At 61.9% G+C, this 14,857-nt stretch carries 16 protein-coding genes; 11 read left to right on the top strand and 5 right to left on the bottom strand.

The annotated features are described in order from the left end of the window. Positions 1-42 precede the first annotated feature (42 nt). Complete coding sequence (locus QRN22_RS16220) at positions 43-1,071, bottom strand: amidohydrolase family protein (protein ID WP_042553809.1); 1,029 nt, start codon at positions 1,069-1,071, stop codon at positions 43-45. A 182-nt stretch (positions 1,072-1,253) separates the two neighbouring features. Here QRN22_RS16220 and QRN22_RS16215 point away from each other — a divergent pair, with 182 nt between their 5' ends. The 3 genes from QRN22_RS16215 to QRN22_RS16205 all read left to right on the top strand — a co-directional run bounded on the left by QRN22_RS16215 (position 1,254) and on the right by QRN22_RS16205 (position 3,441). Beyond that, entirely contained in the window at positions 1,254-1,802 is a 549-nt protein-coding gene (locus QRN22_RS16215; RefSeq protein ID WP_042553810.1) for a sigma-70 family RNA polymerase sigma factor, read from the top strand. After that, positions 1,799-2,503: an anti-sigma factor gene (locus QRN22_RS16210; RefSeq protein ID WP_042553811.1), complete on the top strand. Its 705-nt coding sequence runs from the start codon at positions 1,799-1,801 to the stop codon at positions 2,501-2,503. The genes QRN22_RS16215 and QRN22_RS16210 overlap by 4 nt, the downstream gene beginning before the upstream one ends. Before the next feature lie 152 nt (positions 2,504-2,655). Next, complete coding sequence (locus tag QRN22_RS16205) at positions 2,656-3,441, top strand: DUF4394 domain-containing protein (RefSeq protein ID WP_231570155.1); 786 nt, start codon at positions 2,656-2,658, stop codon at positions 3,439-3,441. A gap of 47 nt (positions 3,442-3,488) precedes the next feature. On the opposite strand, the gene QRN22_RS16200 is transcribed toward QRN22_RS16205, so the two are convergent. Together QRN22_RS16200 and QRN22_RS16195 are read right to left on the bottom strand one after the other, a co-directional pair. Beyond that, the gene (locus QRN22_RS16200) at positions 3,489-4,268 is read right to left on the bottom strand and encodes a dienelactone hydrolase family protein (protein WP_042553812.1); all 780 of its coding nucleotides are present in this window, start codon (positions 4,266-4,268) and stop codon (positions 3,489-3,491) included. 115 nt (positions 4,269-4,383) lie between these two features. Next, entirely contained in the window at positions 4,384-4,992 is a 609-nt protein-coding gene (locus tag QRN22_RS16195; RefSeq protein ID WP_042553813.1) for an FMN-dependent NADH-azoreductase, read from the bottom strand. 148 nt (positions 4,993-5,140) lie between these two features. On the opposite strand from QRN22_RS16195, the gene QRN22_RS16190 reads away from it, so the two are divergent. Genes QRN22_RS16190 through QRN22_RS16180 form a run of 3 tightly spaced genes read left to right on the top strand, consistent with a single transcriptional unit; the run spans position 5,141 to position 7,669 of the window. Further along, positions 5,141-6,094 carry a LysR substrate-binding domain-containing protein gene (locus QRN22_RS16190; protein WP_042553814.1) on the top strand — a complete coding sequence of 318 codons (954 nt, stop codon included), beginning with the start codon at positions 5,141-5,143 and terminating at the stop codon, positions 6,092-6,094. 25 nt (positions 6,095-6,119) lie between these two features. After that, positions 6,120-7,319: an MFS transporter gene (locus QRN22_RS16185; RefSeq protein ID WP_042553815.1), complete on the top strand. Its 1,200-nt coding sequence runs from the start codon at positions 6,120-6,122 to the stop codon at positions 7,317-7,319. Continuing rightward, entirely contained in the window at positions 7,316-7,669 is a 354-nt protein-coding gene (locus QRN22_RS16180; protein WP_042553816.1) for an MmcQ/YjbR family DNA-binding protein, read from the top strand. The genes QRN22_RS16185 and QRN22_RS16180 overlap by 4 nt, the downstream gene beginning before the upstream one ends. Here QRN22_RS16180 and QRN22_RS16175 read toward each other — a convergent pair. Both QRN22_RS16175 and QRN22_RS16170 read right to left on the bottom strand, forming a co-directional pair. Continuing rightward, on the bottom strand, positions 7,664-8,398 hold the full coding sequence (locus QRN22_RS16175) for a DUF1294 domain-containing protein (protein WP_042553817.1): 735 nt from the start codon (positions 8,396-8,398) through the stop codon (positions 7,664-7,666). The genes QRN22_RS16180 and QRN22_RS16175 overlap by 6 nt on opposite strands. A 25-nt stretch (positions 8,399-8,423) precedes the next feature. Continuing rightward, positions 8,424-9,254: an undecaprenyl-diphosphate phosphatase gene (locus QRN22_RS16170; protein WP_042553818.1), complete on the bottom strand. Its 831-nt coding sequence runs from the start codon at positions 9,252-9,254 to the stop codon at positions 8,424-8,426. A gap of 244 nt (positions 9,255-9,498) precedes the next feature. Between QRN22_RS16170 and pnuC the strand changes: the two genes are divergently transcribed. From pnuC to queD, 5 genes are all read left to right on the top strand, one after another. Continuing rightward, positions 9,499-10,065 (top strand): nicotinamide riboside transporter PnuC, encoded by a 567-nt coding sequence (gene pnuC / locus QRN22_RS16165; protein ID WP_042553819.1) that lies wholly within the window; start codon positions 9,499-9,501, stop codon positions 10,063-10,065. Next, entirely contained in the window at positions 10,062-10,592 is a 531-nt protein-coding gene (locus QRN22_RS16160; protein ID WP_042553820.1) for an AAA family ATPase, read from the top strand. The genes pnuC and QRN22_RS16160 overlap by 4 nt, the downstream gene beginning before the upstream one ends. A 175-nt stretch (positions 10,593-10,767) precedes the next feature. Further along, on the top strand, positions 10,768-12,678 hold the full coding sequence (locus tag QRN22_RS16155; RefSeq protein WP_042553821.1) for a c-type cytochrome: 1,911 nt from the start codon (positions 10,768-10,770) through the stop codon (positions 12,676-12,678). Next, positions 12,671-13,813, top strand: a complete 1,143-nt coding sequence (locus QRN22_RS16150; protein WP_042553822.1) for a catalase family protein — start codon at positions 12,671-12,673, stop codon at positions 13,811-13,813. Before QRN22_RS16155 ends, QRN22_RS16150 begins: the two co-directional genes overlap by 8 nt. Positions 13,814-13,881: 68 nt before the next feature. After that, positions 13,882-14,238: a 6-carboxytetrahydropterin synthase QueD gene (gene queD, locus QRN22_RS16145; protein ID WP_082045780.1), complete on the top strand. Its 357-nt coding sequence runs from the start codon at positions 13,882-13,884 to the stop codon at positions 14,236-14,238. Positions 14,239-14,857 lie beyond the last annotated feature (619 nt).

Below are 14,857 nucleotides of genomic sequence, written 5' to 3'. Positions count from 1 at the left end.
ATGGCGCGAGGCTATGACGCGGCGATGACAGGCTGATGACAATCAGCGTGACGCAGGCTGCGCCTCGCGGACATTGCGCGGCAGGATGGCGAGAAAGTTGTCTCTGGCCACCTTGTGGGCGACCTCCTCGGGCAACGCATCGAGGAAGCGATCGAAGCCCTGCATGTACTCGCCCATGCTGTCGAAGCGACCGACTACATCGGAACCGATCATGAAACGTTCCGGGTAGCGGCCGACCAGCTCTACCCACTTAGGGTCCGGCTTGCCATTTTCGTCGGTAAGGTACGGCCTGAGCATCGTCCAGGACAGATCGACGTACAGATTGGGGTAGCTTTCCAGCATCCGCGCGAGGGTGTCGAAGAGAAAGTCCAGCTTCTCCTGATGACGATGGATCTCCATGCTGGTGCCCGCGTGGGCCCAGATGAAACGCACGTGGGGATGATTGCGCAGCGGCTCTTCGATCTCCTGCAGATAGAGCGGATTACGCTCGCGCTTGGAGGTGATGTTGGAATGCACCATCACCGGCAGATCGTATTCTGCCGCCAGATGATAGACCCGCGTCATGGCCTCGTTGTTGGCCCGCGGGGTACTGCCCTCGATCAGCGAGGTCAGGTCGTCGTGGCGCGTGAACACTTCGCCGATGCCCTGCCAAAGCCCCGGATCGAGCTCCAGCATCCGACGGATATGGGCGTCCGAATTCTTGTCGTTGGGGTTGAAACCAGACAGGAACGGGTGAAAACGATGGCGCTGCGCCTCCGGCACCTGCTTGTAGGCGTGGGCGATCAGTACGTCGGTGGCGCTGTACCAGTAGGCCGCGGCATCGTCACCGGCGTAATAGCGCGGGCGCTTGGGCTCGTCTTCGTGCCATTTCTTGGCGACCGGTATGCCCGAGAACATCACGTGATCGACCTTCGCCTCGTCCATGCGCTGCAGCAGTGTGTCCATGCCTGCGCTTTCCTGGAAGAAATCGACGTAGTGCAAATGGGCGTCGCTGTAACGATATTCACGCGCCTCGACAAGACCGGCCAGCAGCCCTGCAGACAATAAAAAACCCAGACGAATCAGATGCATGCAGGCGTCCTCCTGACGTTGAGCAGCATAGACTGTGAGCGCTCGTACCAAGTTCAGCCAATATGGCGGATCGGCGAAGGCTCAGGCGAGACTATTTGTTTCATTGCCGAGGCATCCGTAACCCCTTGTCTCGGGTATAACCCTTGTCACATTCAGGACGCAGCCCATGACAGGACGACGGCATGTCTGACCCGATGTTCGACTACGAAAAAACCCTGGAAGCCTGCGCCCGCAGTGACGAGCGCGCCTTCCAGGCACTGTATCGCCAGGAAGCCTCGCAAATGCTCGGTCTGGCAATCAGCCTGCTGGGCCAACGCGACTCGGCCGAGGACTGCCTGCACGATGCCTTCGTGCAGATCTGGCGCAATGCCGGGCGCTTCCAGCGTTCGCTGGGCAGCGGCCGGGCATGGATCTACAGCATCCTGCGCTACCGCGCGCTGAACCAGCTGCGCCAGCGCAGCCGCACCGTGGCCTTGGCGGACGACATCGCCGATCACCTGATCGACGACAGTCCCTCGGCCGCTCAGCAACACGAACAACAGTCGGACAAGCGTCATCTGCGCGCCTGCCTGCAGAAGCTCGAGCGCCCACGGCGTCATCCGGTTCTGCTGGCGTTCTACCGCGGCCTGACCCATGAGCAGATTGCAGAGCGCCTGACCACCCCACTGGGCACCATCAAAGGGCGCATTCGCAGCGGTCTGCGCGCACTGCAGGAGTGTTTGCAACGATGATAAGCACCGACCCCGCAGAACGCCGTGCGCTCATCGGCGAGTACGTTCTGGGCCTGCTCGAGCAGGATCAGGCCCGTGAAGTCTCCGAGCTGATAGAGCACGATCCCCAAGCTGCCGCCATGGCGTTGGAATGGGAGCAGCACTTTCTCGAACTGAGCGACAGGCTCGAGCCCAGCACGCCCTCGCCGGGCCTGTGGCCGCGCCTGCAGCAAACGCTGAATCTGGGGCAGCGGGCCAGCAATTGGCAGGCCTGGTGGTCGAGCCTCAACACCTGGCGCCTGACCAGCGCGGCCCTGGCGATGGCGCTGATCATCGCCCTGCTGCCGATGCCGTGGCGCAGTGACGTGCTGCCGCCCTCCTACACCGCCGTGTTGCAGCCGCCTGGCGAAGCGGCAGCACCGGGCTGGGTGGTGCATATCGATGCCACGGGCACCTTGCTGCTTGAGCCACTGCGTGAAGACCAGGTCGCCGCAGACCGCTCGGTGCAGTTCTGGACGCTGGTCGATCCGAAGGACGGCCCGCGCTCGCTCGGTCTGGTCGAGCCGGGCGAACGCCTGACCCTGTCCGCCGAGCAGATCGGGGCAGTACGTGCCGGCCAGCTGTTCGAATTGACCCTGGAGCCGTCCGGTGGCTCGCCACTGAACAGACCGACGGGCGAGGTGCTGTACATCGGCCGCGCTGTGGTGGCGGCGCTGGACTGAGCGGATGCACATGAAAGATCGGCAGATGTAAGCAAACATTTCCACCGACATCTGCCGCTTCATCTCATGGGTATAGGTATCAGGTGCTTCATCACGGTGCCTGGATGCGAGCGCGAAGAGACCTTCGCGCCTTACCCATAGAGAGGACGCTCATGAACATTTCCAAGAAAATGCTCGGTATCGCCATCACCACCGCTGCTCTGGGTTGTGCCACTGCCAACGCCGACAATCTGTTGGCGCTGAGTGCGGACGGCAAACTGCTGCACATCGACACCAAGACCCTCACCGTCGCTTCCGACGTGAAACTCAGCGGCGTATCAAGCCTGCGCGGCCTCGATGTACGCCCGTCCAACGGTTCGATCTATGGCCTGGATGACGCTGGCCAGCTCTACACCGTCGACGCCAAAACTGGCGCGGCCAGCAAGGCTGCCAAACTAAGCCAGGCGTTGCCAGGCAACGGCCAGGCCGTGGTGGACTTCAACCCGGTAGCCGATCGTCTGCGCCTGCTGGCTGCCGACGGCACCAGCCTGCGCGTCAACGTCGAGAGCGGTGAAGTCGTGGTAGACGGCAAGGTCGCCTATGCCAAAGACGGTCCGTACGCGGGCAAGACCGCCAAGGTAGTCGCGGGTGCCTACACCAATTCTTACAAGGGCACCGAGAAAACCGCGCTGTACACCGTCGACCTGGCTACCGGCAACCTGATGCTGCAGAACCCGCCAAATGACGGTATTCAGCAAGTCGTGGGCAAGATCGCCGATGGCCTTAAAAGTGCGGCTCTGGACATCAAAAGTGACGGTAAAGGCGGAAACACCGCTTACCTGCTGACCGGCACCACGCTGCACCAGGTGAATCTGGAAACCGGCAAGGCCAGCGCGCTGGGCGAGATCAAGAATCTGCCTGCCGACATCATCGACATCACTGTCCTGCCAGCCAAGTAAACACCAGCAGGGGAAGGCCGAGCGGCCTTCCCCTGTATCGGTTCGCGTTACTCGAACACCTCATCGAGCAGATTGTTCATCGCCTTGAAGGCACGCGCCGCGACAAGCGGGTGGTATTGATTGCTACCCGGCGTATTGGCCTTCGGATTGGTGAACGAATGCACCGCACCACCGTAGCTCACCAGCTGCCAGTCCACCTTGGTGGCCTTCATTTCCGCCACGAAACCGTCGACCTGCGCCTGCGGAACTGCCGGATCATCCGCGCCGTGGAGCACCAGTACCGGTGCCTTGATGTTATTCGCGTCAGCCGGGTTGGGCGTATCCAGATTGCCGTGGAAGGACACGAAAGCCTTCAGCGGAGCCCCCGAACGGGCCAGTTCCAGAACCGTTCCGCCACCGAAGCAGAAACCGATCGCACCCAGTTTGGAGGTATCCAGAGCGACCTGAGTGGTCTGCGCCTTGAGGACTTCGACCGCAGCCTGGGCGCGCTTGCGCATCAATGCCCGGTCACTGCGCACGGCGGTGGCCGCTTCCTTGGCTTCGTCGGCATTGCTGGGGCGGATGGCCTTGCCATACATGTCGGCCATGAACACCACGTACTTGTCTCCGGCCGCACGCGCCGCTTTCTGGGCAGACGCATCGTTGACGCCCATCCAGTTGGGCACCATCAGCAAGCCTGGACGCGGGTCGGTAACGGCATCGTCATAGATCAGCAGGCCTTCGAACGGCTCACCATCGATTTCGTAGGGGACGTTCTTAACCACCACACCCGCTTCGGCCAACCCCGCCAGCCCCAGCAACGCTACCGACAACAGTGATTTCTTCATTGTTTGACTCCCATCGTGCATGTGCCCACTCGATACAGCCGAAGCTGCGCCAGAGCCACAAGGAAGCACATTTGCGGCGTCAGGGAAACCCATGACGCCGCAGCCGGGAGTGGATTCAGGCGCTGGCGAACAGCGCGTCGATCTGCTCCTGAGCCCCGCGCAGGGCATTGGCTTTCGGCTCTTCGCCATAGGCCAGGCCTTCGGCACGCACCACCTGGATATCGGTGATACCAAGGAAACGCAGCACGAAAATCAGGTAATCCTCGTGAGCCTGGCCACTGGCTTGCCCCGCATGCAGACCACCAGCGGTCGAGGCGATGATCACTTTCTTGCCACCTGCCAACCCCTTGGGGCCGTTTTCGTCATAGGCAAACGTCTTGCCGGCCACGGAAACACGGTCGATCCAGGCCTTGAGCTGGCTCGGAATGGAGAAGTTGTACATCGGTGCGCCAATCACGATGGCGTCAGCGGCGAGGAACTCTTCCAGCGTGGCGTCGGCCAGCGCCACTTCATGAGCCTGGGCGGCATCGCGCAGCTCGGCGGGGGTACCACCGGCAACCAGGCTGGCAGCCGAGAAGTGGCTCAGGGCATCGCTGGCCAGGTCGCGGTAAGTGACCTGCAGATCGGCCTGACCGCTCTTCCAGGCGTCGACCACAGCGGCACTGAGCTGACGGGAAGCGGACGCATTGCCGAGAATGCTGGAATCGAGATGGAGAAGTTTCATGGTGGCTCCTTGAACGTTCAGGTTCATCAGTAGATGTTCGATGGATTAATCCTACCGGTGAAGCCAATCGCTGATTAGTCAGTAAAAATGCGATGATGCGTTCTACTGATAGAACAAACCCCGTATTTTTCCTGAGCTGGAGCCTGTGATGCAGGATCTCAACGACCTGATGTACTTCGCCAAGGTGATCGAGCACGGCGGATTCAGCGCTGCCGGGCAACAACTGGGCATTCCCAAATCCCGCCTGTCGCGGCGAGTGGCCGAACTCGAGGCACGCCTGGGCGTGCGTCTGCTGCAACGCACCACGCGCAAGCTGGCGCTGACCGAGACCGGTGAACGCTACCTGCGCCATTGCCAGGCGATGCTGCTGGAGGCCGAGCAGGCGCAGGAGGCAGTGGCTTCGCTGAGCAGCGAACCGCGCGGAAGGATTCGCATGTCCTGCCCCAGTGAACTGGCCCGCGCCGGGCTGCATCAGGTGATCAGCAGCTTCCTGCTGAAGTACCCGCTGGTTCAGCTCGACGTGGTACTCACCAATCGCCGGGTTGATCTGCTCCAGGAGGGTGTCGACGTCGCTCTGCGGGTACGCGATCAAGGTGATGAGGATCCCTCGCTGATCGCCCGCCAGCTGGCGCCTGCATCGGCCTTTCTGGTGGCCTCCCCGCCCCTGCTACAAGGGCTGAGCATTCAGACCCCGGACGATCTGCAGCAGCTTCCCGCACTCGGCGCGGTGGGAAGTGACCGGCGCATTCACCATGTTTTCAAAAGTCAGTCGGGAATGCGCCGTGAGGTGACTTTCGAGGCACGTCTGAGCATCGAAGACTTCGATATACGTCGGGAAGCGGCACTTCAGGGTCTGGGCTTCACCATGCTGCCGCATACCAAGTGCCTGGCCGATATCGAGGCTGGCCGCCTGATTCGTCTGCTGCCGGACTGGGAACTGCCCGGCGGCCATCTGCAAGCCGTCTATCCTCATCGTCAGGGCATGCTGCCGGCAGTGAGGGCCTGGATCGAACACATGATCCAGGCCAGCGCCGATGGCTGGCTCATGCCTGGAACGGACACGCGCCTTGCCCTGTCAGATCCGCCTGACGACTCTCAATAGCCTTTTCTATCAAACAGGATGCCCGATGACCGCCCGCAAGCCCCACGTTCCCGGTCAGACCGCCCGAATTCTTGCTGTGGTTTTCTTCACCTTCATCGGTTTCCTGTGTGTCGGCCTGCCTCTGGCAGTGCTGCCTGGCTTCGTGCTCAACGATCTGGGCTATGGCTCGGTGATGGCTGGCCTGGTGATCAGCCTGCAGTACCTCGTCACTCTGGTTTCACGCCCCATCACAGGTGTGCTGATCGACCGTATCGGGCCAAAGCGCGCAGTGGTTTACGGCCTCGCCGGTGCCGCGGGCAGCGGCGTGCTGACCCTTGCGGCTACCAGCCTGCATGGTCTGTCCAGTGAGGTGGGTCTGGGCTTGCTGCTCGCTGGGCGGGTAGCGCTGGGCATCTCCCAGGCGCTGATCGGTACCGGCTCGATCACCTGGGGCATCGGCCGGGTCGGCGCGGAGAACACCGCGCGGGTGATTTCCTGGAATGGCATCGCGTCTTATGGCGCCATCGCCGTAGGTGCTCCGCTCGGCGTCTTGATGGCCTCCGCCCTGGGCCTCTGGAGCATCGGCCTGGCGATCACCCTGCTAAGCCTTGGTGCCCTCTGGGTAGCACGCGACAAACCCGCCATTCCGATCATCCAAGGCAAGCGCCTGCCGTTCCATCACGTATTCCTGACCATTGCCCCCAATGGGGTCGCACTCGCGTTGGGCTCCATCGGTTTCGGCACCCTGGCAACCTTCGTCACCCTGTATTACGCCAGCCTCGGCTGGGAGCACGCGGCTTATTGCCTGAGCGCCTTTGGCGTGGCCTTCATCGTCGCCCGTCTGCTGTTCGCCGGCACGATCGAGCGGCGCGGCGGCTACCGGGTCGCGACCATTTGCCTGGCGATCGAAACCCTCGGGCTGTTGCTGCTCTGGCTTGCCCCAATACCAGCGCTGGCGCTTTGTGGCGCCGCGCTGACTGGCTTCGGACTGTCGCTGGTCTACCCCGCACTGGGTGTGGAGGCAATCGGCAATATACCCGCAGCCAGCCGCAGCTCGGCCTTGGGCGCCTACGCGCTGTTCTTCGACCTGGCACTGGGCATCGCCGGCCCGCTGATGGGCCTGCTCGCCAGCGCCTATGACTACGGTGCCGTGTTCCTCGCCTCCGGCCTGCTCTCGCTGCTTGGCCTTGGGCTGAGCCTACTGCTGCTGCGCCGTGCGGAACGCCCGAAGGAAGTGCAGCCATGACCCGCGAAGAGCTCGTTGCTTTCTGCCTGCACCTGCCAGGGGCTCGTGTCGACTACAAATGGGGCAGCAACCAAGTGTTTTCCGTGGCGCACAACAAGATGTTCGCCATCGTCGATTTTCTCGGGGACAACCTGGCCTTCAAGGTGGATGACGCACTGTTTCTCGGTTTAACCGACCGCCCGGGCGTTCGCCCGGCGCCCTACCTGGCCCGTGCTCACTGGATCAGCATGAACGGTAGCAAGCCGCCCATCGGCGACGAAGAGCTACGTGAGCTGCTGACCCGCTCTCACCAACTGGTCGTGCGGCGGCTGCCCCGGAAACATCAGGTCGGCTTGCTGCTCGACCTATAGCAAACCGCCCAGCCGGCCGCCGGTGTAAGCCCCGGCCATGAATACCTGGTCAGCCCAGAACAGCTGGTGCAACACCACGATGATCCAGAACAGCCCCTGATAGGAAAGTTTGCGCGTCTTGTGCCTGAACGCTTGCTGCGCCAGCAAGGCGCCCGGCCAGCCGCCTGCCAGCTCGACCAGATGCAGGGTGTTTTCCGCAATGCGCTGACGGCCACGCTGAGCACTGCTCTTGTCGCGCCAGTAGAGAATGAAGCACAGGACGCTGGCCAGCGGGTAAAGCAGCAGCGGCCAGATGCTCTGCCCCTCGGATAGCCAGCGCAGCGCGCCAAACGCCGGCAAACTACACAGCGCCGCGAAGATCATCAGCTTGGCAGCTGGATTGCGCAGTGCGCTCGATGTCCGGCGGGCATCGCGCGCATGTGGCTTGGCTGCGCGCCCTGCCGCGGGCGGCGATGTACGGGACGGTGCGGCAGCCCGCGGCTTGACACGAATCTGCGGCTGATCGACGGCCAGCTCACCCGCCAGGCGCAGGTGCTCGGCACGCAAGCGCCCTTTCTCGTCACGGCCAGCGACGAACAGCACCTGATCGCCGGCATTGGGTCTGCGATCACCGCGCATCGCCGAGATATGCGCGAAGACTTCGGCACCGCCCGCTGCGGGCTGAATGAAGCCGAAGCCCTTGTCGTCATTCCAGCTCTTGATTCGGCCGGCCTGTTCCTTGGTCTGCATAGGTCTTCACTGTCTGGCGAGGCAATCAGCCCTCTGCCGTGCTCCAGTCGATCCAGGCGAATTGCCAGGTCGCCAGGATCACCAGGCCAAAAGCGATCCGGTACCAGGCGAACACCGCGTAGCTGTGGTTGGCGATGAACACCAGCAGTGCGCGTACCGTCAGCATGGCAACGATGAACGTGGTGACGAAACCGATGGCGAACATCGGCAGATCGCTCCACTGCAGGATTTCACGATACTTGTAGAGCGAGTAGACGGTGGCCGCGACCATGGTCGGCATGGCCAGAAAGAACGAGAACTCGGTGGCCGCCTTGCGTGACAGGCCGAACAGCAGGCCGCCGATTATCGTCGAGCCGGAGCGCGATGTACCCGGGATGAGTGCCAGGCACTGCGCGCAGCCAACCTTGAGGGCCAGTTTCCAATCCATGTCATCGACCGACTCGGCGACGATGCGGTGCTGGCGCTTCTCCGCCCAGATCATCACCACACCACCGACGATCAAAGCAGCGCTGACGGTGATGGGATTGAACAGCCAGTGCTCGATGATATCCGCGAACAGCAGGCCGAGAATCACCGCAGGAATGAAGGCGACCAGGACGTTGACCGTGAAGCGCCGCGCCATCGGATCGCTGCCCAGGCCGGTCACCACCGAAGTGATGCGCTGACGAAACTCCCACATCACCGCCAGGATCGCGCCGAGCTGGATGATGATCTTGAAGGCCGTGGCGCGTTCACCATTGAACGACAGCAGATCGCCAACCACGATCAAGTGCCCGGTGCTGGAAATGGGCAGAAATTCGGTGAGGCCTTCAACGATACCCAGGATCAGCGCCTGAAATGCGAGCCAACTGTCCATCAGAACTCCTACGGATGTGCCAGACAGGCTGGCTGGAAAGGGGATGATTCTCGGACTGGAGCGGCTGGTGTAGGTTCCAGCAAGGCCGAAAAAAGCGGCAGTTATAAAGCAGTTGTTTTCAATTTCAAACAGCTATCAATGCAATCTCTCGAATTGCCGCCCTAACGCAACGTGCTGTGGCAAGACGCCCCGAGTGGCACGGGATAGAATGCGCCCCCTACACCACCACGCATTCAGGGGTTCCATGTCACCGCTCGAAGCCTGCGCCTCCCTGCTCGGCCTGCTCGCCGTATGGCTGACCGTGCGCCAGAATCCCTGGTGCTGGCCCGTCGGCCTGGTCATGGTGGTGCTCTATGCCTGGGTATTCTTCGAGGCTCGGCTGTATTCCAACGTGCTGCTGCAATTCGTCTACGCCGCCCTGCAGCTCTACGGGTGGTGGCACTGGACTCGGGGCGACCGCCCCGACGAGCGCCTCCACGTGTCACGCCTGAACCTGCGCCAGACAACCACGGGACTGGCACTTGGCCTACTGGGCTCGATCATGCTGGGCGTGCTGATGACCACCTACACCGATGCCAACGCCCCCTGGCAGGATGCCACGCTGTGCGCCTTCAGCCTGGTCGCGCAGGTGTGGATGGCCAAGAAGCGCCTGCAATGCTGGGCGCTGTGGATCGTCCTCGACCTGCTGTTCGTCGCGCTGTTCATCGACCAGGCGCTCTATTCAACCGCCGCCCTGTACGGCCTGTTCACCCTGCTGGCCTGCCACGGTTGGCTGACCTGGCGCCGCGAACTGGCGGTGCGTGCACCATGAAAGTTCTGGTACTGACGGGTCCGGAGTCCAGTGGCAAGAGCTGGCTGGCCAATGGGTTGCAGCAGCGCTTCGGGGGAATCATCGTTGGTGAGTACGTGCGCCACTTCATCGACAGCGAGCAACGCGATACCTGCTACGCCGACATACCCACCATCGCCAGGGGCCAGTTGGCCTGGGAAGACGCCGCACGGGAGAAGCTTCCTCAGCTGCTGATTCTCGATACCCACCTGCTGAGCAATATCCTCTGGAGCCATGAGCTGTTCGGTGACTGCCCCGACTGGATGGAACAGGCCCTGCTCGAGCGCCAATACCATCTGCATCTATTGCTCGACCCTCGCGGGGTCGAATGGGTCAGTGACGGCCAGCGTTGCCAGCCGGAGCTCGCACAACGGATCGCGTTTCATCAAGCCTGCGCTGCATGGCTGACAGCCCATGAGCAGACCGTGGTGGAAATTGCAGGGACCTGGAGCGAGCGTCAGAACGAAGTGATTGGCCTGGTTGAAACCTGGCTGGCAACTGGCGAATAAAAATCTCCGGGAGAAATCCTGATGCCCCTACGGCGATCCGCAGTTTGGTCGCTGGGGGTCGCAGACCAACAAAAACCCTACGAATTTCACGGGATGCATGCGTGGCATCTTGCCATTATCCGCCAGCATGGGCATAAAGGAGCACGACTAGAAGAACGCCACAAGGACGTCACCGATGCGCCTGATTCGCCGCACCTTGCAGATCATGCTTCTGTTGTTGCTCATCGCATTACTGATTGTCGTCTACTTCATCGCCAACCCCAATCTTCCCGACTACAAGCCGGCAGATAAGGTGCATTACCTTGGGCAATGGAGCGAGCAGGAACGTCAGTTCTACTACTACACCCCCCAGGGAACGCGGGTGAAGGGTCTGCAGTACGCATGGTTCTCGGCGCTGGAGCTGCCCTTCGGCAAGGCCAAGTTCGCCGACCCCGACTACCTGGCACGTTTCGGCTTTCTCACCCAGCCCGGGCAAAAGGCCACGCCACTCAATCCTGGCAACCTGCCGGTGGGCTTCGCACGCCATCAGGATGACGAAAGCGGCGTTGAGTACCTGGACATCACCTGCGCCGCCTGTCACACCGGCGAGCTGCGCTTCAAGGGCCAGGCGGTGCGTATCGACGGCGGCGCAGCCTTGCACTCCCTGGCTTCCACCGTGCCGACCCTAAAGGGGGGCAGCTTTGGCCAGTCCCTCGGCATGAGCATGGCGTTCACCTACTACAACCCGCTGAAGTTCCGCCGCTTCGCCCGGGAGGTATTGGGCGAGCGCTACGAGCGCGAGTACGACACCCTGCGGGTAGAATTCAAGCAAGTCCTCGATCGGCTGCTGAGTACCGCTTACAACGACTGGCACAGAGGCCTGTACCCGACCGAAGAAGGCTTCGGCCGTACCGATGCTTTCGGGCGCATCGCCAATACCGTGTTCGGTGACAGCATCGACGCGGCCAATTACCGGATTGCCGATGCACCGGTCAGCTATCCGCACCTCTGGGATATCTGGAAATTCGACTGGGTACAGTGGAACGGCTCGGCCATGCAGCCCATGGCACGCAACGTCGGCGAAGCGCTCGGCGTTGGCGCGACGCTGCATCTGCTCGACGAGAACGGCCAGGCTGTCGCGGAAAATCAGCGCTATGCCTCCAGCGTCCGCATCCATGATCTCTATGAACTGGAAGAGACGCTCAAGCGCCTGCAACCACCAGCGTGGCCGGAAAAGATCTTTGGCAAGGTGGATATCGCCCTGGCCAGCCGAGGGCGTGCCCTGTTCCAGGAAAACTGCGCCCACTGTCATGCGCCACAGGTCGTTCCGCCAGACAAGCGCATGGCCCCGGAGCGCGACCCCGAGTGGTACCTGCGGGTCATTCCAACGTCCATAGTCGGTACCGACTCCACCACCGCCGACAATATCGCGGACCATCGTTTCGACGTCAGCAAACTGGGCTGGACGAAAGCCAAGCTCGCGAAACTCGACGTCAAACTGTTCAGCAACAGCCTCGACAACGTCGACTTGCGCGCCATCTCCACCGCCGAAGCGCTGGCCTACATCACCGCCTATGTCGAAGAACGGGCCTATCGTGACAACGGCATCACGCCGGAGCAGCGCAAACGCATGGACGGCTATGGCCTGAAAATCGGCGTACAGGAGATCCGCGGCTACAAGGCACGCCCTCTGGACAGCATCTGGGCCACCCCGCCCTTCCTGCACAATGGCTCGGTACCCACGCTCTTTCATCTGCTGTCGCCGGTCTCGGAGCGTCCCAGCCAATTCTGGGTCGGCAACTTCGAATTCGATCCCCAACATGTCGGCTTCGTAAGCGACAAGTTCCCCGGCGGCTTCCTTCTCGATACCCGTATCAAAGGCAACGGCAACAACGGTCACGAGTTCCGCGACGGTTGCCGCAACGACGGCGCCATCGGCCGAGGCCTGCAGCCGGAGGAGCGTTGGGCGCTGGTCGAGTACCTGAAAGTGCTGGGTAATGCGCAGCTGGAAAACCAATTGAGCGAAATGCCGAGCAAACCATGGAGTCCCGGCCCGTTCTGCCAGGGCAGCGTGACGGCCAACGATGAGGAGTCCAACGATGCTTAAACGATTCTGGCTTTGGCTTGGCAGGCTTCTGGGCAAAACGCTTGTTGTGTTGCTGGTCGTCGGCCTCGGTGGCTGGGCAATAGGCACCGCCTACTACAGCTGGAAGTTTTCCGGGCCGGTTTCCAGCGAGGAACAGATTCCTGCCAACGAGGCAGCCTATACCGAGGGCATCATCGAGGACGCCATTCGTGTGGTCGAGCAGCACCGCGACAACACTCGCGTGCTGCGCGACGCCCATGCCAAGGCTCACGGCTGTGTGAAAGCCGAAGTAACGGTGCGTGCCGAGCTCGATGAAACCCTGCGCCATGGCGTACTCAGTGAGCCGGGCAAGACCTGGCCGGCCTGGATGCGCCTGTCCAACGGAAACGCTTACCCGCAGTTCGACCGTGCTCGCGATGCCAGAGGGATGGCCATCAAGCTGCTCGACGTACCAGGCAACAAGCTGATGGCCAATCCACGCCATGCCGACGAGCAGGATTTCGTGATGTTCAATCATCCGGCATTCTTCGTGCGTGACGTCGCAGAGTACCGCAGCAACTTCGCCGCCCAGGCGGATGGCAAGAAGGCGCTGGCCTTCTTCCCCAGCTGGGATCCCCGCACCTGGGAGATCCGCCACCTGATAATTGCCTTGAAGACGCTTTCGCCGGCGCCGAGCAGCCCGGTCGAGACGACCTACAACTCGATCGCCCCCTTCAAGCTTGGGCCACACAACATCAAGTATCGGGTCATCCCCAGCCCCGAAAGCTGTCCGGCCTACGCAATCCCCAAGCCCAACACCGACCTGCCCAACTTCCTGCGCAGCGCGCTTTATCAGCAGCTGTCACTGGACCGCATGCCGGCCTGCTTCGCCCTGCAGGTGCAGCGGCAGAATCCGAGCCATTACATGCCGATCGAGGATCCCAGCGTGGAATGGGACGAGCGGATTTCTCCATTCGAAACGGTCGCCGACATTCGCCTTCCAGCCCAGGACTTCGACAGCTCGGAGCAAAACCTGTTTTGCGACAACCTGTCGTTCAATCCCTGGCACGCCTTACCGGAGCATCGCCCAATCGGCGGTATCAATCGTCTGCGCAAGGCAGTCTACGAAGCGGTAAGCGTCTATCGCCACGAACGTAACGCCGCCCAGCCCCAGTGAAGGCCCTACAATGTGCAGCAGGCTGCTAGAATCGCAGCCTGTTCGCACTGTAGACAAAGAGACTGGCCTTGGAACTGTTCAAAGAATTCATCTTCGAAGCCGCCCACCGGCTCCCCCACGTGCCTGAAGGCCATAAATGCGGGCGCCTGCACGGCCACTCCTTCCGCATCGCGGTCTATATCGAGGGAGAGGTCGACCCGCATACCGGATGGATCCGCGACTTTTCGGAGATAAAGGCCATCTTCAAGCCCATCTACGAACAGCTCGACCACAACTACTTAAACGACATACCTGGTCTGGAAAACCCGACCAGCGAAGTACTTGCCAAGTGGGTGTGGCAGCAACTCAAACCGCTGCTCCCTGAACTGTCGCGCATTCGTATTCACGAGACCTGCAGCAGCGGCTGCGAATACCGCGGCGACTGACCCCTCCCACACCTCGTGGAAAGACCAAAGCCCGCCTTGTGCGGGTTTTGTTTTTTCATTCGAGCGACCCAGCGAACCGCACGCCGCCCCAGGTTACGCCTTCGGCCGCCCAGGCTACAAAGCCTGCCGCTTCACCCTTCCACCACTGCCCCACGCGCAGGACGACCTGCTGTATGAGCCAGCTTGCCGGCGATGCTCTTGATCGCGGCTCGCCAGCAAGCTGGCTCCTACACGTGCCCCGTAGCCTGGGCTGGCGACGCGAGCCCTCGATCCGTAGGGCAGAAGACGCCGCCCCCTTCCACCACTGCCCCCGCGCGCAGGATGACCTGTTGTAGGAGCCGGCTTGCCGGCGATGCTCTTGAGCGCGGTTCGCCAGCAAGCTGGCTCCTACACGTGTCCTGTAGCCTGGGCTGAGCGACGCGAGCCCTCGATCCGTAGGGTGGAAGACGCTTCACCCTTCCACCACAGCCCCACGCGCAGGACGACCTGCTGTAGGAGCCAGCTTGCTGGCGATGCTCTTGATCGCAGCTCGCCAGCAAGCTCGCGCCTACGTGCGGGCCGCCCCAGCCTTTTCTGGCGCCGAAAAGACGAAACCCCAGACCTCTGTCGAGATCTGGGG

The sequence above is a fragment of the Pseudomonas sp. MEJ086 genome (assembly GCF_030209025.1).
Lineage (GTDB): Bacteria > Pseudomonadota > Gammaproteobacteria > Pseudomonadales > Pseudomonadaceae > Aquipseudomonas > Aquipseudomonas fulva_A.
The sequence above is the reverse complement of the archived record's forward strand: the minus strand, read 5'-3'. Positions and strand labels throughout refer to the sequence as shown.